The sequence below is a fragment of the Tissierella simiarum genome (genome assembly GCF_018917865.1).
Classification (GTDB): Bacteria; Bacillota; Clostridia; order Tissierellales; family Tissierellaceae; genus Tissierella_C; species Tissierella_C simiarum.
This window is the reverse complement of record NZ_JAHLPM010000005.1, coordinates 140,901-164,679: the sequence shown is the minus strand read 5'-3', so window position 1 is coordinate 164,679 and position 23,779 is coordinate 140,901. Positions and strand designations below refer to the sequence as shown.

The 23,779-nt window shown below is 29.8% G+C and carries 21 protein-coding genes, 1 tRNA gene and 1 other RNA gene; 7 read left to right on the top strand and 16 right to left on the bottom strand.

Annotation, left to right across the window (positions count from 1 at the left end; translation table 11 throughout):
* Positions 1-31 precede the first annotated feature (31 nt).
* From KQI42_RS07865 to KQI42_RS07855, 3 genes are all read right to left on the bottom strand, one after another.
* Positions 32-2,440, bottom strand: coding sequence for a sugar phosphate nucleotidyltransferase (locus tag KQI42_RS07865; protein ID WP_281420376.1), 2,409 nt, complete (start codon positions 2,438-2,440; stop codon positions 32-34).
* Positions 2,441-2,559: 119 nt separating this feature from the next.
* On the bottom strand, positions 2,560-3,072 hold the full coding sequence (tpx, locus tag KQI42_RS07860) for a thiol peroxidase (RefSeq protein ID WP_216518532.1): 513 nt from the start codon (positions 3,070-3,072) through the stop codon (positions 2,560-2,562).
* A 59-nt stretch (positions 3,073-3,131) separates the two neighbouring features.
* Positions 3,132-3,713, bottom strand: a complete 582-nt coding sequence (locus KQI42_RS07855) for an HDIG domain-containing metalloprotein (protein WP_216518530.1) — start codon at positions 3,711-3,713, stop codon at positions 3,132-3,134.
* A gap of 125 nt (positions 3,714-3,838) precedes the next feature.
* Here KQI42_RS07855 and KQI42_RS07850 point away from each other — a divergent pair.
* Positions 3,839-3,915 (top strand) — tRNA-Val (locus KQI42_RS07850).
* A 67-nt stretch (positions 3,916-3,982) separates the two neighbouring features.
* Here KQI42_RS07850 and KQI42_RS07845 read toward each other — a convergent pair.
* Positions 3,983-5,110, bottom strand: coding sequence for a pyridoxal-phosphate-dependent aminotransferase family protein (locus tag KQI42_RS07845; RefSeq protein ID WP_216518528.1), 1,128 nt, complete (start codon positions 5,108-5,110; stop codon positions 3,983-3,985).
* A 138-nt stretch (positions 5,111-5,248) separates the two neighbouring features.
* Positions 5,249-5,902, bottom strand: coding sequence for a PAQR family membrane homeostasis protein TrhA (gene trhA, locus KQI42_RS07840; RefSeq protein WP_216518526.1), 654 nt, complete (start codon positions 5,900-5,902; stop codon positions 5,249-5,251).
* A 173-nt stretch (positions 5,903-6,075) separates the two neighbouring features.
* Here trhA and KQI42_RS07835 point away from each other — a divergent pair, with 173 nt between their 5' ends.
* From KQI42_RS07835 to KQI42_RS07825, 3 genes are read left to right on the top strand one after another with little or no spacing between them, the layout of a single operon-like run.
* A complete protein-coding gene (locus KQI42_RS07835; protein WP_216518524.1) occupies positions 6,076-6,663 on the top strand; it encodes a DUF1836 domain-containing protein in 588 nt (195 codons plus the stop codon).
* Positions 6,664-6,696: 33 nt separating this feature from the next.
* Complete coding sequence (locus KQI42_RS21315) at positions 6,697-6,909, top strand: TraX family protein (protein ID WP_216518523.1); 213 nt, start codon at positions 6,697-6,699, stop codon at positions 6,907-6,909.
* Positions 6,909-7,394 (top strand): TraX family protein, encoded by a 486-nt coding sequence (locus KQI42_RS07825; RefSeq protein WP_216518520.1) that lies wholly within the window; start codon positions 6,909-6,911, stop codon positions 7,392-7,394. The genes KQI42_RS21315 and KQI42_RS07825 overlap by 1 nt, the downstream gene beginning before the upstream one ends.
* Positions 7,395-7,452: 58 nt before the next feature.
* Here the strand turns inward: KQI42_RS07825 and KQI42_RS07820 are convergent, their stop codons facing one another.
* Both KQI42_RS07820 and KQI42_RS07815 read right to left on the bottom strand, forming a co-directional pair.
* Positions 7,453-7,887, bottom strand: coding sequence for a hypothetical protein (locus KQI42_RS07820; RefSeq protein ID WP_216518518.1), 435 nt, complete (start codon positions 7,885-7,887; stop codon positions 7,453-7,455).
* A gap of 442 nt (positions 7,888-8,329) precedes the next feature.
* Positions 8,330-9,232 (bottom strand): LysR family transcriptional regulator, encoded by a 903-nt coding sequence (locus KQI42_RS07815; RefSeq protein ID WP_216518516.1) that lies wholly within the window; start codon positions 9,230-9,232, stop codon positions 8,330-8,332.
* 162 nt (positions 9,233-9,394) lie between these two features.
* Here KQI42_RS07815 and KQI42_RS07810 point away from each other — a divergent pair, with 162 nt between their 5' ends.
* The 3 genes from KQI42_RS07810 to KQI42_RS07800 all read left to right on the top strand — a co-directional run bounded on the left by KQI42_RS07810 (position 9,395) and on the right by KQI42_RS07800 (position 13,218).
* The gene (locus KQI42_RS07810) at positions 9,395-11,014 is read left to right on the top strand and encodes an FAD-dependent oxidoreductase (protein ID WP_216518514.1); all 1,620 of its coding nucleotides are present in this window, start codon (positions 9,395-9,397) and stop codon (positions 11,012-11,014) included.
* A 27-nt stretch (positions 11,015-11,041) separates the two neighbouring features.
* The gene (locus KQI42_RS07805) at positions 11,042-11,995 is read left to right on the top strand and encodes a hypothetical protein (RefSeq protein ID WP_216518512.1); all 954 of its coding nucleotides are present in this window, start codon (positions 11,042-11,044) and stop codon (positions 11,993-11,995) included.
* A 188-nt stretch (positions 11,996-12,183) separates the two neighbouring features.
* Positions 12,184-13,218 carry a YeiH family protein gene (locus KQI42_RS07800; RefSeq protein ID WP_216518510.1) on the top strand — a complete coding sequence of 345 codons (1,035 nt, stop codon included), beginning with the start codon at positions 12,184-12,186 and terminating at the stop codon, positions 13,216-13,218.
* A 57-nt stretch (positions 13,219-13,275) separates the two neighbouring features.
* On the opposite strand, the gene hemL is transcribed toward KQI42_RS07800, so the two are convergent.
* The 9 genes from hemL to rnr all read right to left on the bottom strand — a co-directional run bounded on the left by hemL (position 13,276) and on the right by rnr (position 23,695).
* Positions 13,276-14,571 carry a glutamate-1-semialdehyde 2,1-aminomutase gene (gene hemL / locus KQI42_RS07795; protein WP_216518508.1) on the bottom strand — a complete coding sequence of 432 codons (1,296 nt, stop codon included), beginning with the start codon at positions 14,569-14,571 and terminating at the stop codon, positions 13,276-13,278.
* 32 nt (positions 14,572-14,603) lie between these two features.
* Positions 14,604-15,572 (bottom strand): porphobilinogen synthase, encoded by a 969-nt coding sequence (gene hemB, locus KQI42_RS07790; RefSeq protein ID WP_216518506.1) that lies wholly within the window; start codon positions 15,570-15,572, stop codon positions 14,604-14,606.
* Position 15,573: 1 nt separating this feature from the next.
* Positions 15,574-17,076: a uroporphyrinogen-III C-methyltransferase gene (gene cobA, locus KQI42_RS07785; protein ID WP_216518504.1), complete on the bottom strand. Its 1,503-nt coding sequence runs from the start codon at positions 17,074-17,076 to the stop codon at positions 15,574-15,576.
* Positions 17,073-17,975 carry a hydroxymethylbilane synthase gene (gene hemC / locus KQI42_RS07780; protein ID WP_216518501.1) on the bottom strand — a complete coding sequence of 301 codons (903 nt, stop codon included), beginning with the start codon at positions 17,973-17,975 and terminating at the stop codon, positions 17,073-17,075. The genes cobA and hemC overlap by 4 nt, the downstream gene beginning before the upstream one ends.
* 13 nt (positions 17,976-17,988) lie before the next feature.
* The gene (locus tag KQI42_RS07775) at positions 17,989-18,597 is read right to left on the bottom strand and encodes a precorrin-2 dehydrogenase/sirohydrochlorin ferrochelatase family protein (RefSeq protein ID WP_216518499.1); all 609 of its coding nucleotides are present in this window, start codon (positions 18,595-18,597) and stop codon (positions 17,989-17,991) included.
* 9 nt (positions 18,598-18,606) lie between these two features.
* On the bottom strand, positions 18,607-19,839 hold the full coding sequence (gene hemA, locus KQI42_RS07770; RefSeq protein WP_216518497.1) for a glutamyl-tRNA reductase: 1,233 nt from the start codon (positions 19,837-19,839) through the stop codon (positions 18,607-18,609).
* Between the two features lie 690 nt (positions 19,840-20,529).
* Positions 20,530-20,857, bottom strand: a transfer-messenger RNA (tmRNA) gene (gene ssrA, locus KQI42_RS07765).
* Positions 20,858-21,050: 193 nt separating this feature from the next.
* Positions 21,051-21,512, bottom strand: a complete 462-nt coding sequence (gene smpB, locus KQI42_RS07760) for an SsrA-binding protein SmpB (protein WP_216518495.1) — start codon at positions 21,510-21,512, stop codon at positions 21,051-21,053.
* Positions 21,513-21,580: 68 nt separating this feature from the next.
* Positions 21,581-23,695: a ribonuclease R gene (gene rnr, locus KQI42_RS07755; protein WP_216518493.1), complete on the bottom strand. Its 2,115-nt coding sequence runs from the start codon at positions 23,693-23,695 to the stop codon at positions 21,581-21,583.
* Positions 23,696-23,779 lie beyond the last annotated feature (84 nt).

The following is a 23,779-nucleotide window of genomic DNA, read 5'->3' as shown; positions in this document are numbered from 1 at the left end:
CGTCCTTCCTTTCATCCTTAACGTTCTTAAATCAAGATTTCATTAAGTTCTTGATTTTTTCATCATAAAGAGTACATAACTCCTCTGCATATTCTTCATTGTAACCTTCTATATAGAGATTAAATACAGGTTTTTCTTCATCAGGAATAATTAATGCCCATCCTCCATCATCTATAAACCTAACACCTTCTTTTAATTCAATTCCTTCCTGCCGATTTTCTGTTAATCTCCTTATAATATTTCCTTTGTCATCCCATTTACACGGAATCTCTCTTTTCATATAAAAATATTGAGGTAATTCTTCTACTATCCTAGTTAAAGTAGTATTGTTACCTATTAAATAGTCAATTATTTTCCCTGAAGCCCAAATACCATCAAAGTTTAGAGTATATTGAAAATCTATATTTCTATTTACAATCTCTTGAATAACATCTGAAATATTAGATTTGCTATAGATTGTACTTCCCTCATATTCATAGATTATTTTTTCCACAATCCTAGGAAAATTATAAGGAACCACTGCTTCTTTCATTTCTCCGCTCTTAAATCCTATTAGTAAGGATAGTAAATAATATTTTTCATCATGAATAACATTTGTACTATCCATAACTACTATTTTTTCTCCATTTCCGCTATAAACAATTCCTAAATCCCCGGTTTCCTCAAATATAATATTTTGAAAGCTTTCTACTTCCATTTCTCTGTTGTATTCTACTATTTTCACTTGACATCCAATATCTTTAAGATATCTTTCTGCTAAGTTAGATATATTCTTGGATGGAGATGCTATAATCAGTTTTGGTTTTTTATTTCTGATTTCGTTAATGTTTTTTAACTTTTCTACTCCCTCTTTTATATAAATGGAAGAAAAATTATAAGTATTGACTACATCTTTAATTTCATTACCAGAGCAGCGTTTAAAATCCTCTATAGTAAAAGAATTTTCAATTTTTCTTTCTGTGTTTTTGTCGATATTGGCTCCTTCCTTATTGATAAATTCAATATGTAGCATATCTTCGTAAAGATTGTCAGTACTTATATGAATACCACCATCTGCCTTAAAATGTTTTACTCCAAATCGACATATAGGTATAGTACTATTTTTTATATCGATTACTTGAGAACCTGTTGATAGTATCCCTGAAATAATGGAGTTTTTAATAGATTTTGATAAATTATATTCGTCACTGCTTACAACGTAAGTTCCTTTAGGCTTAATAACAGAAGCATAAGCAGTTCCAATTCTAGTAGCAATTTCAGGAGTTAAGTTTACATTAAATCTTCCTGAAATATTTCTATAGCCAAATAGTTTTTTTGAAGTTTTCTCTTCCCATATTAAATTATCCTTTACTGTAACATTTTCTTGTATTGTCTTATAAGGCCATATTTTTATTTTAGGCTTTACTGTAGTGTCTGAAAAAATTTTAGAATAAGAACCTACTACTACACCTTCAAACATCCTGCTACGTTCACTAATATTTACATTGTTACATATAACAGATCTTCTAATTTCACAGTTTTTAGAAATATTAACTTTATCCCAAATAACACTTCTTTTTATGGAAGTTCCTTCAGATATTGCACAATAATCTCCTATAACTGTATAAGGTTCTATAACAGCTCCTTCCCTTATTATAGAGTTTCTTCCTATATAAACAGGTGGGTGTATTCTTGCATCTTTTTCGATAACAGTACCTTCTCCTATCCATATTCCCTTACTTTGCGGTTTTCCTAATAAGTAATGTTTCTTTTCATCTGAAAGTATGTCTATATGCGTTCCTATATAAGTATCTAAATCCCCAACATCACACCAATATTCCTCCGTTATATAACCATACATAGGTATGTTGTCTTTAAGAAGTCTTGGAAATAAATCTTTACTAAAATCAAAGTTTTGTCCTTGTTTATAATAATCTAATACTTCTGGTTCTAAAATGTATATGCCTGTATTAATGGTGTCACTAAAGACTTCACCCCAGCTAGGTTTTTCTAGAAATCTTATTATCTTTCCGTTATCATCAGTTATAACTACACCATATTCTAATGGAATCGGTTCTCTTTTTAATACTAAAGTAGCCTTAGAGCCTTTCTCTTTATGAAAATTATAGGCTTTCTTTAAATCTATGTTAGTAAAAGCATCTCCACTAATTACAACAAAGGTGCTATTTAAAAATTCGTGAGCATTTTTTACACTACCACCAGTACCTAATGGTTTTTCTTCAATATAGTATTTAATATTTGCATTGTAACTCGATCCATCTCCGAAATGATTCATAATCATAGTAGGTAAATAGTATAGTGTAACCGCTATATCATCAATTCCATATTCCTTTAAAAGGTCTATTCCATATTCCATTACTGGTTTATTAAAAATAGGTACCATTGGCTTAGGTAAATGACAAGTTAAAGGTCTAAGCCTTGTTCCCATTCCTCCCGACATTATTACTCCTTTAATTGCGACCACTCCTTTTATGAAATATACTCATATAAAAGTATTTTGTGGATTTGCATAAAAAATATACATAAAAAAAGAACCTCTTACGAGATTCTTTCCTAAATTTATATTAGTTTTTTAACTTCTTCTATGGCTTTATCATAGTTTGGCTGCTCTCCAACTTCTTTTACATACTCAACATATCTAACAACATTATTCCTATCAAGAACTACAATTCCTCTACTAAGTAATCTTAATTCTTCTATGACAAATCCGTAGTTCATTCCAAAAGATAAATCTCTATGGTCAGATAAAGTAATTACTTTGTTAATGTCATTGGCTGAACAAAATCTTTTTTGTGCAAAAGGTAAATCTACAGAAATGGTAAGAATAATAACATCATCTAAGTCAGATGCAGTTTGATTAAAGTTTATAGTTTGAAGTTCACATACACCTGTATCTAAGGAAGGAACTACGCTGATTATTTTTATCTTGTCTCCTGCATCTTTTAAAGAATATGCTGATAAATCATTTCTTAATACTGTAAAATCAGGTCCTTGATCTCCTACTTTTATTTCCTTACCTATAAGAGTTATCGGATTCCCGCCCATAGTGACTAGACCCTCTCTTTTTTCCATTTCATATTTTCTCCTTTCTATAGGTAAATTCATTTATTATACTTCTTAATAATTTTACCCTATAATTCACCTTTCAATCCAATTTCTTCTGCTGCTTTTTGCATTCCCTTTATAGTTTCATTAATTACTTCATCTATTTCCATTCCTAACATTTTTGCTCCTTCTTCAATCACTTCCCTATTAACTCCTGCAGCAAATCCCTTATCCTTCCACTTTTTCTTAACTGATTTTACTTTCATATCCAAAATACTTTTACTTGGACGCATAAGAGCAGTAGCAGTTATTAGTCCAGTTAACTCATCAATGGTATATAATACCTTTTCCATTTTCTCTACAGGCTCAACATCAGTGCAAATATTCCATCCATGGCTTTCTATAGCTCGAATATAGTCTTCAGGCCAGTTTTCTTTTGTTAAAATTTCTCTTGTCTTTTTACAATGTTCTTCTGGATACAGTTCATAATCAAGATCGTGAATCAATCCTATTATTCCCCACTTATCTACATCTTCTTCCTCAAACAATTCTGCAAAGTGTAGCATAACAGATTCTACAGTTAGTGCATGTCTTATAAGACTTTCACTTTTATTGTATTTTTTCAATAATTCATAAGCTTTTTCTCTATTTGGAATAATTTTATTCATTCTAAAAACCCTCTTTCCTTTATAATTTAATCCAATTTTAACTTATATGATTATAAAAAACAATACTATTTAGCAATTGAAAAATCTTTGCAGATATGATACTATACCTAAGTAAGTAAATATAAGGGCGGTTAGCTCAGCTGGTTAGAGTGCCACGTTGACATCGTGGAGGTCGTTGGTTCGATTCCAATATCGCCCACCATTTCTTGATAAAATAAAAAAAGCATTCAACTTTGAAATTGAATGCTTTTTTTATTTATACTTTATTTTCATTCAGCAAAATACTTATGTATGCTGCCATCTATCTTTACTCCATATTTCTTCAAGGTCTCATCTAATGCTTTTAATGTAATATATATTTTTTCTTCATGGCAATTTTCCCCCATATGTCCTATTCTTATTACTTTATCTTTTAAATAATCAAAAGCTCCGGCTACCATTATATTATGTTCATTTAGCATATTATTATATATTTCGTTAAAGGTGATACCTTTAGGGATTACCATAGTAGTTACAGTATTAGAATATCCATCCAAAGGATATAATTCTAGACCTGATTTAATTATAGCATTTCTTACTTTTTCACTAAGGCTTCTATGTCTTTCTATGTAATTATTTTCTTCTAGTATTATATCAATGGCACAATCTAATCCATAAATATCACTTATTGGCTGGGTATAAGGGAACCACTTTTCTTCATACCAATTTTTCCATAATGCTAAATTACAGTAAAAGGAAGCTATAGGTGTTTTTCTGTTAAGAATTGTATTCCAAGCTCTTTTAGATATACTTAAAAATGTTAATCCAGGGGATGCAGATATACATTTTTGGCTGCCACCTAAAATTATATCTATTCCCCATTTATCTACTTCTACTAGTTCTCCACCAATTGCTGAAACAGAATCTACTACACTAATTATATTATATTTATTTAATAAATTACATATTTTATCTACAGGATTGGTAATTCCTGAAGGTGTCTCACAATGAACCATAGTGGCTAATTTAAAATTGTGGTCTTTTACTAAAAACTGTTCTAATTCTTCTATATCAATGGCCTTTCTATAATCTCCCTTAAAATATTCTACTTTTCCCCCATATATCTTTACAAAATCACCAAACCCATTTCCAAATATTCCATTATCAATACAAAGTACTCTATCCTCTGGCTCTATTAAGGAAGCACAAGCTGCTTCTAAGCCAAGTATCCCTTCCCCTCCTAGAATAAGTATATCTTCTTTGGTGTTTAAAAGTTTTTTTAATTTATTACAAGTTTCCTTATAAAATTCAAAAAAACTTACATCTAAATCTGGATTGGTTATATTTTTTGCCATTGCCGACCTTACACTTTCATGAATCTGAGTTGGCCCAGGTGTCATTAATAATGGACTTCTCATTTATAGACCTCCCTATTAATATACTTTGTACTAATACACTTTAGAAGTGTATCTATTATGCTTACATATTATCAATACAGTCCGTCTTTGTCAATAAAAATGCTAGTGTAAATAAGCACTAGCATCTAAATCTTATTTCTATACTGTATACAAGATATATTTATACATTAACAAAAAGTGACATACACTACCACCTATAACGAATAAATGAAATAACTCGTGAAATCCAAACCATTTATTCGTAAATTTAGGCCATTTTAAAGCATAGATAACGGCTCCCAATGTATAAACAATTCCCCCTCCTATTAGCCAAAGAATACCTTGTGTTGGAAGAGATCTTCTAAGTGGATAAAATGCAATTACCACAAGCCAACCCATTACAATATATATTCCTGTAGACAGCCATCGAGGAATATCCATAGAAATACTTTTTAAAATAATTCCTGCAATAGCAAGAATCCAAATACTAATAAGTAAACTCCATCCCCAAGGACCACGAAGAGAAATTAAACATATAGGGGTATATGTTCCAGCTATTAAAATATAAATCATCATATGGTCTATTTTTCTAAAGATTAATCCTTTTTCCCCTGAAATCGGAACCCAGTGATATACTGTGCTAGCTGTATACAATGAAATAAGACTAATACTATAGATAATAAAAGAAACAATATGCCAAGTTGTAGCTTCTTGGTAAGCATGTCGAATAAGAATTAATGCCCCTAATATGGATAAAACAGCTCCTAATAAATGAGTTAATGCACTAACTGGATCTTTAATTTTACGCTTCATCGAACCACCTCTCCTCTTGCTCATGTATTATTATATAGTTTTTATTACTACATTATATTATATACTTATTTTAAAAACATAACAATATGTTTTTATTATTTTTCTTTACCTTTTCATATCATTATGTTGATATGTAGTATTAGATACCCTATAATTAGAATGAGGTGATAATTGTGGAGTTTGATAAAGAACAACTATTAAATTTAATCAAAGAAAGCTTACATTTCAAGACTATTGATGTTTCTGAAATTCCCGATATTGAATTGTACATGGATCAAGTAACAACCTTTATGGAAGATAAACTTCAAGAGTTTAAAAGAACAGAAGAAGATAAAATCTTGACCAAAACTATGATTAATAATTATACAAAAAATAAAATTCTTCCAGCTCCTGTAAAGAAAAAATATTCTAAAAAACATATGATGTTATTGATTTTAACTTATCATTTAAAACAAGTTTTATCTATAGGTGATATTCATTCTTTATTATCTCCTATTTCTGAGAGAAAAGATAAAGAAAAAAATATGTCTATTCCTATTGAAGAATTATATAAAAATTTTGTAGAAATCCAAGCTATAGAATATAATACTTTTTCTGAAGAAATATTAAAAAAATTTGATGAATTAGAAGAACAAATTCATCCTGAAGAAAAAAATTCAGATGCCTTAATATTCTTTTCAATAATTTTCTTCCTTATTACACAAGCATCTATACAAAAAAAATTAGCTGAAAACTTAATTGATACTTTTTTAGGTAATTAAAAACCTTTACCATAAAGAATGGAGTTGGAGTATATGCAATTTTTTGATGGATTTACTTTAAAATTGATAATGGTAGTGCTTATGGTCTTTGATCATGTTGCTCAATTTATACCAAATACACCCTATTGGTTTCACTGGCTAGGCAGATTGGTGGCACCAATTTTCTTTTATCTTCTAGTAGAAGGATATGAGCATACGAGAAATAGAAATGCTTATATGATGAGACTCTTTAAATGGGAGGAATAATGCTTATTGGAAACTTCCTAGTATCTTTTACCTTTAGAAGAGATTATTTTGTGACAAATAATATATTTTTATCTATGGCTATGGGCATAGCCTTGCTTATTGCTATTGATAACTTAAATAATAGGGAAGGTAGAAACAAAGTAAAAAATATCTTATTAATATTTATCATCTGTTTAATCTCTCTCTTTACGGAAGGTTCTTTTATTGGAACCGCTATGGTTTTAATTTTCTTTTATTTTAAAAAGGATAAAATAAAAATGTCCATTGCTTATATCTTATTATCTTCTATATTTTTAACAGGTGGATTTACTTATAATAATCTTTTTGTCCTTAATCCCCAGTGGATGATGGTTTTTTCTCTACCATTTATGCTAATGTATAATGGCAAAAGAGGATTCAATCTTAAATACTTCTTTTATATTTTTTATCCCCTTCATATTTGGATACTTTATATAATGGGATATTTTATTGAGTTGAGATATTAGATTTAACCATAAAACTAGAAAAAAGACTCTAATGGAGATAACTCACTAGAGCCTTTTTTTATTTAACTGATTTTAACTTAACTATATCTTTATAGTTTTTGGCTGTAATCATCTGAACTTCTGAAATATCTTCTTTTATTTCTTCTATATCTGAACCCATTCTCTCTAATTTATCGAATATAATCATCTGATTGTCATTAAGAATTTTAATATCTTCCTTTAATTCTGTTTTTACATTGGATATCTCTTCTTTTAATTCTGTTCTCACATTTAAGATATCTTCCTTTAGTTCCGCTCTTACATTTGAGATATCTTCCTTTAATTCCGTTCTCACATTTGAAATATCTTCTTTTAATTCTGTTCTTACACTTGAAATATCTTCTTTTAATTCTGTTCTTACACTTGAAATATCTTCTTTTAATTCCTTTTTTGTATCTTGTAATTCTATATACAGTCTTTCTAATAGGTCAAATATTTGATCTTCTTTGTTCATTTAATCACTCCCTAAATATTCCTATTGAAAGTTTTAAGTTTATGTTAATTTAAATTATAATCTATGGTACTAATAAAAGCAATAAATAGATATATATTTAAGATATCTATCCATTAAATCTAAACTTTTCTTTAAATCCTAAATTATTAGAATATATAGCCTAGGGCCTCTACAATTTTATAATTACTTTCTACAATATGTGTTAGCGTGTCCTTAATTCTTTCATTATTATTCCCTTAATCACATAACTTAACCTTAAGGGTTTTATTTATAAAGTAATACCATGCTTTTTCTGAATCAATGGTTAAAGTTCTCCAACAATACTCATAGTAATTATTTCACCGTCTGAAAAAATAGCTCTCTTGATATGTCAATATAATAACTAGAGCTTTTATATTTGTGATTTTAACTAGCACAACAAGTTTATTATTATCTATTTTCTCTAATACAACTTTTCTAGAATATCTATCTCTTTATAATTGCTGATTACTTCTATTACGTCCTTCATCCCTTCATCTATAATTTTGTCTTTATGATATACAATACTAAAATTTCTCTCCCATTTAAACTCAGGATTACGAATTACATGCATTATGCCATTTTTAATTTCTTCTTCTACTAACCGAACAGAAAGAACGCCCAAGCATTGGTGTTCTATTACTGCACTCTTCATGGTTCCAGGACAATTAGTTTCCCAGCGAGTTCTTATATTAACACCATTATCCAACATATAGTCTTCAAATAATTTTCTTGTTCCACTACCTTTTTCCCTCATAACAAAATCCATATCTGCTAAATCATCCAAACTAACTTCTTTTCTTTTGCTGAAAATATGGTCTTTACTGCAAACGAGAACCAAATAATCATCTACTGCTGGAATACAAATTAAATTAGAATTTGTAATTTTGCCTTCCACTAGTGCGATGTCTAATTCCGATCTTAGTAGTTTCTCTTCTATAACACTTGTATTATTTATGTAAGCATAAGGCTCAAGTTTTGGACTATTCTCCCTAACTTTATTAATAATATTAGAGAGTAAACAATTACCTACGGTTATCGTTGCACCAATATATATTTTATCAATATCATTTATTGCTAACATTTTTTCTTCTAAATCATCATATTGTTTTACTACATTTCTAGCATAGGAAAGTAGTTTCTTACCTTCAGGGGTTATATGTAATCTTTTACATAAGCGTTCAAATAAAATTACATTATAATGTTCTTCTAATTCTCTAATAGCTTGACTAACTGTAGGCTGAGAAATAAAAAGCTTTGATGCTGCAATACTCATTTTGCCACTATCTGCTACTTCAATAAAAATTCTTAAATGTCTTATTGTCATAAATGCATCCTCCCTTTACCTATAAGAATTATTATTTTAGAACTAAAACTGCTATAGGTTTTACCTATGATTATCATTAGATAATATCACTTTATTAATAATTAAACAAATGATATATTTATATAGTAAGAATCGTTAAAAATAATACAAAGGAGTGAAAGTATGAGAGTTCTTATTATTGGCGGTGTAGCGGCTGGAACTAAAGTTGCTGCAAAATTAAAACGTGAAAATCGAGATTCTAACATTACAATATTAACAGAGAGTAAGGATATCTCTTATGCAGGTTGTGGTTTACCCTATTATGTAGGTAATGTGATTCATAATAAAGAGGAATTAATCGTAAACACTCCACAAAGTTTCTTTGAATTAACTGGAGTCAATGTACTAACAGAAACTAAAGTGACTAAAGTTAATCCTAAAGAAAATACAATAGAAGCTTTAGGTTTAAAAACAAATGAAACTTGTACATATGAATACGATAAATTAATTATTGCTTCTGGTGCTCAGCCAATAAAACCTCCTATAGATGGAATAGATTTAGATGGCGTATTTTTTATGAGAACTCCAGAGGATGCTATTTCTTTACGTGATTCTATTGAAGCAAATAAAATCAAACGGGCTACTATAGTTGGCGGTGGATTCATAGGGCTTGAAGTAGCTGAAAACTTAGCACTTCAAGGAGTTAAGGTTACTGTAATAGACATGGCTGAAATGATACCACCAGGATTTGAACCTGAATTTACTGAATATATTGCAGATCATTTATCTCAACATGGAATTATGGTTTTTACAGGAACAAAATTAGAAGCCATTATTGGTGAAGGCAAAGTGGAAAAAATTAAAACAGATAAACGTATTATGAAGACAGATGCAGTTATTCTTTCAATAGGTATAAGACCTAATACAGAATTTTTATCTAATACAGATATTAAATTAATGCCAAATAGAACAATAGAAGTAAATAATTTTTTCCAAACTAATTATGAAAATATTTATGCTATTGGTGATTGTGCTAGTGTAACAAATAGAATAACAAAAAAACCTACTTGGTCACCAATGGGATCTACTGCTAATATTACAGGACGTATTCTAGCTAAAAATATCAATGGTAAAACAATTAATTATGAAGGAGTTCTTGGTACAGGAGTAGCCAAACTACCTGAACTTAACATTGGTAGAACTGGATTAACAGAATCAGCTGCTAAAGATGAAGGCTATGATGTAGTGACTGTAGTAACAGTTGTAGATGATAAAGCTCATTACTATCCAGATTCATCTTTCTTTATAGTTAAAATGTTGGCAGACAGAAAGACTAAAAAGTTATTAGGTTTACAGGTACTAGGACAAGGTGCTGTAGATAAGATGATAGATATTGCTGTAACAGGAATTACTATGGGGGCAACTTTAGAAGATATGGAAAATATGGACTTAGCATATGCTCCTCCATTTTCAACTGCAATTCATCCATTTACACATACTGTAAATGTTTTATTAAATAAAATAAATGGAGAGTTTAATACAATTACACCTTATGATTTTGCAACTGGAAAAGCAGAAGGATATAAAATAATCGATGCATCTATTGCTCCTTCTTTAAAAGGTGTTCCTTATATTGACCTTTCTAAAGTAAATGGAGAATTACCTGAATTTAATAAAGATGAAAAATTATTATTAGTATGCGCTAAAGGTAAAAGAGCTTATATGTTACAAAATCGCTTAAAACATTTTGGTTATACTAATACATTAGTTCTTGAAGGTGGTTTAACTTTAAATCAAATATAAATATAAAAAATAGGAGGTAAATCAATTATGGCAAGTTTAACTATTAGTCCAGAAGATCAAAAAAAAGTAAAGGCATTAGGGTTTCTCGCTAACAAAGGTACTGACAACTTCTCTGGTAGAATCATCACTGTAAATGGCAAAATTACCGCTGCTCAAAATAAGTGTCTATCAGAAGCTGCAGAACTTTTTGGAAATGGTATTGTAACTTTTACATCAAGATTAACAATAGAATGCCAAGGGATTCCTTATGATAAAATAGAAGATTTCAGAGCTTATATTGCAAAAGAAGGTCTAGAAACTGGTGGTACTGGCTCTAAGGTACGTCCAGTAGTTGCGTGTAAAGGTACAACCTGCCAATACGGCTTAATTGATACTTTCGATTTATCTGAAAAAATTCATGAAATATTCTTTAAAGGTTATTCTGATGTTAAATTACCACATAAATTTAAAATTGGTGTAGGAGGATGTCCTAACAACTGTATGAAACCTAGCTTAAATGATCTAGGAATTGTTGGACAAAGAATTCCTAATTATGATCAAGAGCTATGTAATGGTTGTAGAGTATGTAGTGTAGAGAATACTTGTCCAATTCATGCAGCTAAAGTTATAGATGGTATCCTAGAAATTGATAAAGAACAATGTAATAACTGTGGACGTTGTATTGATAAATGTCATTTCGATGCTATACCCGATGGACAAACAGGTTATAGAGTATTTATAGGTGGTAGATGGGGTAAGTTAGTAAATCATGGAATTCCTTTAAATAAAATTTTTACAACTGAAGAAGAAGTTATGGATATAATTGAAAAGACTATACTTCTATTTAGAGAACAAGGTATAACTGGAGAGCGTTTATCTGAAACAATAGAAAGAATTGGTTTTGAAGATGTAGAGGCTCAATTGTTATCAGATGAAATTTTAGATAGAAAAGAAGAAATCTTAAACTCTGAACTTCATTTAGTTGGTGGAGCTACTTGTTAATTAGCTAGAAAATTATCCAAAAGAAAGTATTTAATAAAACTTTCTTTTGGATAATAATATTTTTTAAAATTATTTGTCTTTTTTTTAACACTATTGAATAATATTTTTTAAAATAGTTTGTCCCCCTTTTTAATATTTTCAAATGAACATAAAAGTTTAACATTAATTTTTATAAAGGAGAGAAAATTATGAGTAATAAAAAGTTACTTGGTATTATTCTTTGTATTGGAATTGCCATACTAGCCACATTTCTAGGAGGATTACAAAATTTAGTTGGCGCCCCTATGATCGGCTTATTCATCGGTATGATTATCCTAAATATTATGCCTTCTATAGATAAAGATTTTAAAGCTGGTACATCTTTTGCTGGCAAAAAATTCTTAACATGGGGAATCATCTTGGCAGGTGCAACTCTTAACTTTAATCAGGTCTTAGGTTATGGAGCTAAAGCATTACCATTACTACTCTTTAATATTTGTTTATCATTTACAGTAGCCTATTTTGTAGGTAAAAAATTGGAATTATCTACTAATACTTGTACGTTAGTTGGTGGTGGTAGTTGTATTTGTGGTGGTACTGCAATTGCAACTCTAGCGTCAATTGTCAAAGCTAAGGAATCAGAAATTGCCTATGCAATGACTGCCATATTTTTATTTGATATCTTAGCTGCTTTACTTTATCCCTATTTAGCTGGAGCTATTGGATTAACTCCTAATCAGTTTGGATTCTTAGCGGGTGCAGCCATAAATGATACTTCTAGTGTTGCTGCGGCTGAAGCTACATATAATGTTTTAAATAATCTTGATTCAAGTTTAGCAATTACTATAAAACTTACCAGAACTACTTTGTTAATTCTTGTTTCAATTATCTTTACTATTATAACTGTAAAAAAGGAATCTAATTTAAATAAAAATAATGAAGAACAACTATCCATAGGTCAAACTATTATGAAGGTTTTTCCATGGTTTATACTTATTTTCTTAGTAATGGCTATATTAAATACTTTAGGAGTATTTAATATTATTCCTGGATTAGGAAAATTCTTTAAAAATGGCTATAAATTCTTAATTACAGCAGCCTTAGCTGGAGTTGGATTTAAAATTCAATTTAAAGATCTTTTTACAAAAGGAGCTAAACCTATTATTCTTGGAGGATGTACTTGGGCTGCCGTTGCTTTATCTACTTTATTGTTTATCACACTATTCGCTAACTATGTTGGATAATTTTAAAAAATAACTATAAAATAAGACCTGAGAAACAATTGTTTCTCAGGTCTTATTTTATAGTTCCTTAATTGCCTTTAAAGATTCATAATTTGCTTTTATAGTATACTCTAAATCTTCCTTTGTATGAGCTGCTGATAAAAACATACATTCAAATTGTGCAGGTGGAAGCATAATTCCTCTATTTAACATTTCTTTAAAATATTTTGCATAAACATTAGTATCACATTTTTGTACATCATCATAATTTCTAAAAGGTCCTTCTCCAAAAAACAATGTAAGCATATTTTTAAATCTAACTATAGTAGCTTTTATTCCTATGTTTTTAATATTTTCAGCAATACCTTTTTCTAAAGTTATAGCCATTTCTTCCATATCTTTATACACGGTTTTATTTCTTTGTAAAATCTTTAAATTCTTATATCCCATATGCATAGCAAGAGGATTTCCTGAAAGCGTTCCAGCTTGATATACTCCACCAAGAGGAGATACCATTTCCATAATCTCTTTTTTTCCACCATAAGCTCCTACTGGAAACCCTCCACCTATTATTTTTCCAAAACAAGCCATGTCAGGTTTAATTCCGTATACTTCACTAGCTCCACCATAATCAATTCTAAATCCAGTAATTACTTCATCAAATATAAGAAGGGAGTTATATTCTTTTGTTATCTTCCTTAGTTCTTCTAAAAATTTTTTATCTGCTGGAACTAAACCCATATTACCAGCTACAGGTTCTATTATAACTCCTGCTATATCAGAACCATGCTTTTCAAATGTCTCCTTTAAATCCTTTATATCATTATATCTACATACTAAAGTATTTTTTACGATTTCTTCAGGTACACCTAAACTTGTGGGTACACCATAAGTTATAGTTCCAGATCCGGATTTTACTAAAAGGGAGTCGCTATGTCCATGATAACACCCTTCAAATTTTACTATTTTATTTTTATTGGTATATCCTCTTGCAACCCTTATAGCACTCATAGTAGCTTCTGTACCTGAATTAACCATTCTCACCATATCTATAGCTGGGTAGGACTCTACCATCAGCTTTGCCATATCTACTTCAACTTTAGTAGGTAGTCCAAAACTTAGTCCATCTTTAATTATATCTTCGATTCCTTCCATTAACTCTTGATTTGAATGACCTAAAATTGCTGGTCCCCAAGAGCAAATATAATCTATATAAGTATTCCCATCTTCATCTTCTATTTTGCTACCATATCCCTTTGATATAAAAACAGGATCTGTACATACTGATTTAAAAGCTCTTACAGGACTATTCACACCACCAGGAATATATTTTATACCCTCTTTATATACCTTCTTTGACTTTTCAAGATTCAATTCCAAAACTCCTTTCAAATTATACTTAGATTCTATTTTAGAAATTTCGCCACATCCTTAGCAAAATATGAAATAATAATGTCAGCACCAGCTCTTTTTATAGAAGTTAAAACTTCCATTATTACTTCTTCTCCTAAAATCCCATTTTCTATAGCCACTTTTATCATTGAATATTCTCCACTTACATTATAGGCTGCAATAGGCATATTAAAGTTATCATTAACTCTTCTTATTATGTCAAGATAAGAAAGAGCAGGTTTTACCATTACAATATCTGCACCCTCTTCTATATCATACATTATTTCTCTCATAGCTTCATCAGAATTGGCACAATCCATTTGATAGGCTTTCCTATCACCACAAGCTGGAGCAGAATCAGCTGCTTCTCTAAACGGTCCATAAAATGCTGATGAATATTTAGCACTATATGACATTATAGGAATAGTCTCATATCCATCTTCATCTAAAACCTTCCTTATATATCCGATTCTACCATCCATCATATCTGAAGGTGCTACCATATCTGCTCCTGCTTCTACATGGCTAAGAGCAATTTTCCCTAAATATGTTAAAGTCATATCGTTATCTACTTCACCTTTATCCGTTAATATTCCACAATGACCGTGTGATGTGTACTCACACATACATATATCTGTAATTATATAGATTTCGGGGAATGCTTTTTTGATTTCTCTCGTTGCTTTCTGAACAATACCTTGACTTGAATAAGCCTCTGATCCTATTTCATCTTTACTACCTGGTATACCAAATAGCAATATAGATTTTATTCCTAATTCTAAAAGTTCTTTGACTTCATCTAAAACCATATCTACTGAAAAATGATAAACACCTTTCATAGAAGAGATTTCTTTTTTTATATTTTCTCCTTCTACAATAAATAAAGGATAAATAAAATCATCTATTGATAATTTAGTTTCCCTTACCATGCTCCTTATTGTAGGATTCTTTCTAAGTCTTCTAGTCCTATTTATAATATTCATTTTATCTACTCTCCTTTATGAGTAATTCTAGTATTCCATCTATGGTATAGATTTCAGATTGTTTATATATAGAATATCCCTTTTCTTCAATAGTCTTTGTAGTAATGGGTCCAATAGATATTACTTTTCCTTTATCTAACACCCATCTAGTGTCTTGATCAAGTATTTCAATAAAGTTTATAAAAGTTGAGGAAGATGTAAATATTAAATAATATGATTCTAAGTCTTTTAAAGAATTTATTATCTCATTTCTACTTTCTATACTTTTAGAAGTACGATAAATTTTTACTTCGTCTACTAAACAAACTTTAGATAATTCGTCTACCAATTCCTTGCGAGCTATCTCAGCTCTTGGTATTAATATCCTATCCTCTTTAGAGAGCACTTTCTTAAGTTCTTCGACTAAACCTTCCCCTACAAATTCTTTTGGAACTAAATCAGCATTAATGCCATATTTCTTAATAACTGCTGCCGTTTTAGGCCCTACTGCAGAAATTTTTATTCCAGAAATACTTCGTATATCTTTCTCTAACTCAAAAAATCTTTTGAAAAATATTTCAACTCCATTAACACTAGTAAATACTATATGAGAATATCTATCAATATTTATAATGGATTCATCTAATTTTTTATTAGGAGTTATCTCTTCTATTTTTATAGTAGGAAAAGATATAACGTTTCCTCCCAATTCTTCTAATTTCCTTACAGTCTCCTTCGCATAACGTTTTTCTCTAGTAACTACTATATTGGTTCCCAATAAAGGCTTGTTATCATAAAAATTTAATTTTTCCCTTAAGTTTATTACATCACCTATTACTATTAGGCTAGGAGGTTGTATATCTTCTTCAAGAGCTTTTTCATATATATTAGATAAATTTCCTTCTACAACTCTTTGTTGATTGGTAGTAGCCCAATTTATAATAGCTGCTGGTGTTTCTTTATCTTTCCCATGTTTTATTAAATTCGCTGATATATCTTCTAAGTTTGAAACACCCATTAAAAAAACCATTGTTCCATCTAGCCCTGCTAAAGCATTCCAGTTCAACTCTTGACCTTCATCTTTTAAATGTCCAGTAATTACATGAAAAGATGTAGATATACCTCTATGAGTAATAGGTATTCCTGCATAGGCAAGTCCACCAATAGCAGAAGTAACACCTGGTACTACTTCAAAATCAATACCTCTATCGTATAAATATTCTGCCTCTTCTCCACCTCTTCCAAATACATAAGGATCTCCACCTTTGAGTCTTACAACTATGTTCCCTTTTTTAGCCTCTTGAAATATTATTTCATTTATTTCATCTTGTGTTTTTGTATGTTCTTTTGACGCTTTACCTACATAAATAAGTTTACATCCTTCTTTAATGTTTTCTAGTAATCTAGGATTAGCCAATCTATCATAGACTACTACATCTGCAATTTTTAAATATTCATATCCCTTTAATGTTATTAACCCCGGATCTCCTGGTCCTGCTCCTATAAGATATACTTTTCCATTCATATTCTATCTATCTCCTTAACCATATATTTAGCTAAATTATATCCTAATTCCTCTGGTGAATCTAAATTTCCTTCTACAGACTTTCTTATTAAAATAGATCCATCTTCTGTACCTAAGAGTCCTTCTAAATATATTTTTTTATCCATAACATTACAATAAGCTCCTACCGGAATATGACAGCTCCCCCCTACTCCTTTAAGAAACGCTCTTTCAGCTCTCGATTGAATTTCTGTTTCCGTATGAGATATAGATTCTAATATATTGTGAAGCTTAATATCATTTTCTCTAATTTCAATAGCAAGTATTCCTTGAGTTGGTGAAGGCAATACTACTTCCTTATCTAAATAAAATATCCTATCACCTAATTCCAACCCTAATCTATTAACTCCAGCAGCAGCAAGTATTACTCCATCTAAATCCTCTGTTTCTATCTTTTTTATTCTAGTTTCTATATTTCCTCTTATTCCTACTATTTCTAGGTCTTGTCTATATTTTAGTATTTGATATTTCCTTCTTTTACTGCCTGTACCTATTCTACCTCCTATAGGAATATCATCTATATTTGTTATTCCTTCTTTTAATATTAATACATCTCTACAATCTTCTCTTTTTGGCGTAAAAGATAATTTTAACCCTTCTGGAAGCTCCCCGGGCATATCCTTCATACTATGTACAGCCATATCTATAGTTCCATCTAATAATTCTTTCTCTATTTCTTTTATAAATATTTCTTTTCCACCAATTTTATCTATGGGAATGTTATTTAAAATATCTCCTTTTGTCTTTATTATCTTTACTTCAAATTCTATATTTGGGTGATTTTCTTTCAATTCATTTATAACCATATTTGTTTGAGTCAAGGCTAGATTACTTCCTCTGGTACCTACTACTATTTTCATTTCTGATCCCCCTTTATTTTAAATCATTAACTTCTAGTTTTATAAGGAAATTCTTTAATTCATCTATATCTAATTTTAAAGCATAGTCCATTATTTCTTTCATTTTATCTTTATGCTGATCAAGAACTAAATATCTTATTTTTTCCAAAGTATCTATATATTCTTTATTAAATTTTTTATACTTTTTTTCCATATCCATTCTAATAGTTTTGCTTAAATAAGGAAAACTTCCCATTGTAGAAATGGCTATAGTTAAATTATCGTTATTTATAATAGAAGGAAATATAAAATCAGAATCTTCCTTGCTATCTACAATATTGGCCAAAATACCTAAGTCCTTGCAATCGATTGAAATCTGCTTATTTATTTCTTTTGAAGATGTGGCAGCTACCACTAAGAAGACGTCTTGAAGATATAATTTATTGTAAAAATCATATCTAAAATTTAAATTATCTTTATATTTTTCTTTTAACATTTTAAACTTATTATTGATCTTCGGACTTAGGACTAATAAGTTTCCACCAAATTCTAATAGTTTCTCAGATTTTCTATAGGCTATTTCTCCTCCACCTACTACTAATATTTTTTTCTCATGAATATTTAACATTATAGGATAAAACATAGGTCACCCCTAAATTTCAAATAGTTTTTCAATAACCTCTATATATTCTTCTATATTTTCTTCATCTAATTTCTTTAATGCCTTTATAGGCTCTCGTATAACTTTTTTTAATGCAGACATAATCATTTTGTCTATTATTTTTTCCTCTCTTTTATCTAAATCAATCTTCCGATTAATGTAGTCCATAGTTTCACTTTTTATAGAAGAACATCTTTTATTTAGAGATTCTAAAACGGGATCAACACTTATATTCCTAATCCATTTCATATACTTGTCCACATCTTCATTAATAATCTCCATAGCTTCATCTGAAAGTCTTTTTCTCTTCAATAAGTTTTCTTCTGACACTTTCTTTAAATCATCATTATGATATAAAACTATATTTTCTTTTTCACCAATTTGTGAATCTACATCTCTAGGAAGACCTAAGTCTAATATATATAGTTGATTATTTAAATCCACTACATTATTATAAGATATAATTGTATGAGGTGCTCCCGTTGCAGTAATTAAAATATCTACTTCCCTTAAAACGTCATATCTATTATTATATTCTACAGGATTTAACCCATCAAATTCCTTAAATAATTCCTTTATTTTACCATGAGTTCTATTGGTAACATATATTTTTTCTAATTCTTCTTCATATAAATACCTAATGGCTAAAGTACTTATCTCTCCAGCTCCAATAACTAAAGCTTTTTTCCCTCTTAATCCTCCCATTTTTTCTTTAAGTAAGTTTATCCCAATATAACTAGTAGATAAAGGAATTTCCGATATTTTTATACTGTTCCTTATTTTCTTACCTTCACATATTGCATCCATAAACAATCTGCTTAAAACCTTTTTACTAAATCCTAAGTTCATAGAAAACATCATAGCTTTCCTTATTTGACCTAGTATTTGATCTTCTCCTAATATGATAGAATCCAATCCTGAAGCCACCATATAAAGATGAACTACTACATCCCTTCCTTTTTTAGTAAAGATATAATCTTTTACTTCATCAAACTCAAAAAACTCCCTATAAAATTCTTTAATCTCTTCTACGGCCTTATCGATATCATTAGTTGATATATATATTTCACTTCTATTACAAGTTGAAATAATAATTATTTCTTCTGTAGATTTATCCAATATTCTATTGGCACTTTCAATTTTCATAGATTCAGTGAAAGAAACTCTTTCCCTAATTTCAATAGGTGCTGTATTGTGATTTATACCAATTACTGCTATCTCCATAGTTTCCTCCTTAATATGTTTGAGTGATATTACTAGTTAAAATAACATTTTTAATATAATATTTCATTTTAAAATATTTGTCCCCACTTAAAATTATACCTTATTTTGCTCTCTTAACAAAGCTGTAAGATTGATTTATTCATATAAACATCATTTATTTTTGATTTACTTAATGCACTAAATTAATAAAAATGCAGATTACCTACTAAATTTGGATAATAACTCATAAATACTTCCTATATCATATTTTAAAGAAATATAAAGAAGTGACCCCTAGGAACGGGAAATATTCTGATGAATTAAGAGAGAAAAAAGAGCAATTTTATATGGATTTTATGGCATTATAAAAGCCTTGATTAATTATAATAATCAAGGCTTTTATACTTATGTATGGTGGAGGCGGTGGGACATGTTATCCAATAGTTTCCTAATGGCACTGACTATATCTTAAAGTTTAGTAGACTTACTACTTAACTTTCCTGGCGTATTATGGAAGTATATTATAGTTTTAAAACCTTCCATCCTAGTACTGCATATTCAAATTGAACTTAGCAGCCTATAAGTCGATACAGGGCTGTAAGATTTCTCCTCATACCCCTCGGTATCAGCATAACCTTTAAAAAAAGCCTAAGCCTTCACCGATAAAGCCAGATTTTCACCTATAGATCACTCTATAGGGCGACTCCTTATTGAATCGAACCCACGTCCGAAAACACTTCCACAAGAGCTTCTCCGAGTGCATTCAGTAGTTTAACATTCCCTCTACTTGACCCTTACTGACAAGGTTCAAGTTTCAGTAGCTTCATAATTTCCGTTCCCTACTCAAAGCTTTGTAAGGCTCGGTTCCCCACTATATTGACGTTCTATCCCAAGGCGTGGGATTCTTAGGTAGAACGAGCTACTTTACTAAGCAGCTAATGCGTAATTATCGTTTGCGTTTATTTTATGTTGCCACTTTTAACGTTGTTTGGCATCAACGACTCGCTACTCCTGATTCCGCATCCCCGTCGAAACCAAATTCGCCCCCATATTTAATTTTATTTCTCAATATGATTAGTTTGATCAATCATTTGAATTTTAGTCTATTTTATATTATAACAAAATAACAATATTATGTCAATTTTAAGTTGCCTATTCATTAATATAAAAAACTATCCATATTAATATTTAAAAAATTAAAATGAATAGTTTCATGTTGTTTTATAAGATAATTAATATCTTTCTTTAACTTGCTTCTGTATCCTTCTTTCTGCATCCTTTTTAGCAATACTTTCTCTTTTATCATATAATTTTTTACCTTTTGCTATTGCTAACTCTAATTTAACTAATCCGTCTTTTAAATATACAGATAAAGGAACTAAGGTATATCCATCTTGCATTATAGAAGATAAAAGTTTTCTTATCTCCCTTTTATGAAGTAAGAGTTTCCTTTTCCTTAAAGGATCTACATTGTATATATTTCCTTGTTCATAAGGACTAATGTGCATATTGTTAATATAGGCCTCTCCATTTTCAATGATGGCATAGCTATCCTTAATATTTAATTTTCCCTGCCTTACTGATTTTACTTCCGTTCCTGTGAGAACCAAGCCAGCTTCAAAAGTATCCTCTATAAAATACTCATATCTTGCTTTTCGATTGGTAGCCACCACTTTTGTACCTATTTTTTTCATACAATCACCACATTATAATTTTTAATCTATATTGTAGTTTAACAAATTTTCTCACAGTTGTCAATGTTCTAAGGAACAATTTGGAAATCAACATTTCTCTTCATTACATCTGCATCTATAACTTGAATTTTTACTGTATCTCCAAGTCTATATTGTTTATTGGTTCTTTCTCCAATTATATAATATTTATCTTCATCAAAATGATAATAATCATCTATCATATTGCTAAAATGTACTAGTCCTTCTACTGTATTATCTAGTTGAACAAACATCCCAAAATGAGTTAAGGAAGATACTATTCCTTCATATACTTCTCCAATTCTTTCACTCATATATTGAGCTTTCTTTAAATCCTCAACTTCTCTTTCTGCTTCTTCAGCTTTTCTTTCTGTCTTAGAAGTATGGTCTGCTATTTCTGGAAGTAAAACTTCCAATCTATCTTGTTTATCTGGTGTAAGTTTTCCATTAATATATGCTTTAATTATTCTGTGGATTACTAAGTCTGGATATCTTCTAATAGGTGCTGTAAAATGAGAATAATATTTTGCCGCTAAACCGAAGTGAATATCTAATTCACTACTATACCTAGCTTTTTTCAATGACCTTAATAAAAGGGTGCTAATTAGTGTTTCTTCTTTTTTTCCTTTTATTTCTTTAGTTAAAAGCTGTAATTCTTTTGGATGAATTTCTTGTTTCCCTTTTAAAATATATCCAAAATTATGAATAAGTTTATTAAAATCACTTATCTTTTCTTCAGAAGGTTCTTCATGGATTCTATATAAAAATGGAACATCTGCCCAATGAAAGTGCTCTGCTACAGTTTCATTACATACTAGCATAAACTCCTCTATCATTCTATTAGAAATTCTTCTATCATCTTTTCTGATTTCTACAGGAACACCCTTATCATCTAATATTATTTTAGCTTCTGGAAAATCAAAGTCTATACTTCCTCTTCTTTCTCTTTTTGCATATAGTATATGACATAGCTCTTCCATTAATTTCAGATCATCTTTCACCTTTGATAATTTTTCTTTTGCCTGTTCATCATCATTTTCCAATAAATTAGACACATCATCATAAACAAGTCGTTGCTTACTATTTATAACTCCTTCTACTATTTCGTGATCTATTACACTGCCATTTTTATCTATTTCCATAATTACACTTAAAGTTAATCTATCTACATTGGGGTTTAAGCTACATATACCATTGGATAATTCTTTAGGCAGCATTGGTATTACTCTATCTATTAAATAAACACTGTTACCTCTCTTTAATGCTTCTTTATCAAGAGCAGATTTCTCCTTTACATAATGAGCCACATCAGCTATATGAACTCCTAATTTATAGTTTCCGTTTTTTAAGACTTCAATAGACACAGCATCATCTATATCTTTAGCATCTATACCATCTATAGTAAAAGTATTTAGATGTCTTAGATCTACTCTTCTTTCAATTTCTTTCTCTTCTACAGTTTGTTCAATGCTTAATACTTGTTCTTGAACTTTCTTTGGAAATTCTTCAGGTAATTTAAATTGTTTAATTATAGATAAAATATCTGTTCCCTTTTCATCTAAAAATCCTAATATTTCAACTACCTTTCCTTCGGGATTTCGCCTTTGATCTGGCCATTTCATTATTTCTACTACTACTTTTTGATTAGTTTTAGCATCCTTCATATAGGCTTTTGGTATAAATATATCATAACTTATCTTATGATCATCGGGAACTACAAAACCAAAACTTTTATTACTTTCAAAGGTACCAACAATAGTTTTGTTTACTCTTTCTAAAATCCTTATTATTTCTCCTTCTTCTCTTTTTCCAACTTCTTGTCTCTTTATAATTCTAGCCACTACACGGTCTCCATGAAGAGCACCATTCATATTTTCTGGAGAAATAAATGCATCCCCCTTAGTTTTGTCGTCTGGAACTACAAAACCAAAGCCCTTTTCATTTCCTTCAAGTACTCCTACTAGCAGATTCATCTTGTCTGCTAGTCCATACCTCTCATTTCTAGTCTTTATAATTATGCCTTCTTTTTCCATGCCTTCTATAACTTTATAGAAATCTTCTAAATCTTTAAGATCTATGTCAAATTGAACAGCTAACTCTTCCTTTAACATAGGTTTATATATCTTTTCTTCCATAAAATCTATTATAGTTGATCTAATATTCATCTTTGTCCTCCCTTCAAAGGGTTTTTATCTTAGTATTATTATGACCTTTTAGTTCTAATATCATTAGATTTTTTGTTAAAATTA

Coding starts and splice junctions, on each gene's coding strand:
- KQI42_RS07865 (WP_281420376.1), bottom strand. CDS start 2,440: ATGTCGGGAGGAATGGGAACAAGGCTTAGACCTTTAACTTGTCATTTA.
- tpx (WP_216518532.1), bottom strand. CDS start 3,072: ATGGAAAAAAGAGAGGGTCTAGTCACTATGGGCGGGAATCCGATAACT.
- KQI42_RS07855 (WP_216518530.1), bottom strand. CDS start 3,713: ATGAATAAAATTATTCCAAATAGAGAAAAAGCTTATGAATTATTGAAA.
- KQI42_RS07845 (WP_216518528.1), bottom strand. CDS start 5,110: ATGAGAAGTCCATTATTAATGACACCTGGGCCAACTCAGATTCATGAA.
- trhA (WP_216518526.1), bottom strand. CDS start 5,902: ATGAAGCGTAAAATTAAAGATCCAGTTAGTGCATTAACTCATTTATTA.
- KQI42_RS21315 (WP_216518523.1), top strand. CDS start 6,697: ATGCAATTTTTTGATGGATTTACTTTAAAATTGATAATGGTAGTGCTT.
- KQI42_RS07825 (WP_216518520.1), top strand. CDS start 6,909: ATGCTTATTGGAAACTTCCTAGTATCTTTTACCTTTAGAAGAGATTAT.
- KQI42_RS07820 (WP_216518518.1), bottom strand. CDS start 7,887: ATGAACAAAGAAGATCAAATATTTGACCTATTAGAAAGACTGTATATA.
- KQI42_RS07815 (WP_216518516.1), bottom strand. CDS start 9,232: ATGACAATAAGACATTTAAGAATTTTTATTGAAGTAGCAGATAGTGGC.
- KQI42_RS07810 (WP_216518514.1), top strand. CDS start 9,395: ATGAGAGTTCTTATTATTGGCGGTGTAGCGGCTGGAACTAAAGTTGCT.
- KQI42_RS07805 (WP_216518512.1), top strand. CDS start 11,042: ATGGCAAGTTTAACTATTAGTCCAGAAGATCAAAAAAAAGTAAAGGCA.
- KQI42_RS07800 (WP_216518510.1), top strand. CDS start 12,184: ATGAGTAATAAAAAGTTACTTGGTATTATTCTTTGTATTGGAATTGCC.
- hemB (WP_216518506.1), bottom strand. CDS start 15,572: ATGAATATTATAAATAGGACTAGAAGACTTAGAAAGAATCCTACAATA.
- cobA (WP_216518504.1), bottom strand. CDS start 17,076: ATGAATGGAAAAGTATATCTTATAGGAGCAGGACCAGGAGATCCGGGG.
- hemC (WP_216518501.1), bottom strand. CDS start 17,975: ATGAAAATAGTAGTAGGTACCAGAGGAAGTAATCTAGCCTTGACTCAA.
- KQI42_RS07775 (WP_216518499.1), bottom strand. CDS start 18,597: ATGTTTTATCCTATAATGTTAAATATTCATGAGAAAAAAATATTAGTA.
- hemA (WP_216518497.1), bottom strand. CDS start 19,839: ATGGAGATAGCAGTAATTGGTATAAATCACAATACAGCACCTATTGAA.
- smpB (WP_216518495.1), bottom strand. CDS start 21,512: ATGAAAAAAATAGGTACAAAAGTGGTGGCTACCAATCGAAAAGCAAGA.
- rnr (WP_216518493.1), bottom strand. CDS start 23,695: ATGAATATTAGATCAACTATAATAGATTTTATGGAAGAAAAGATATAT.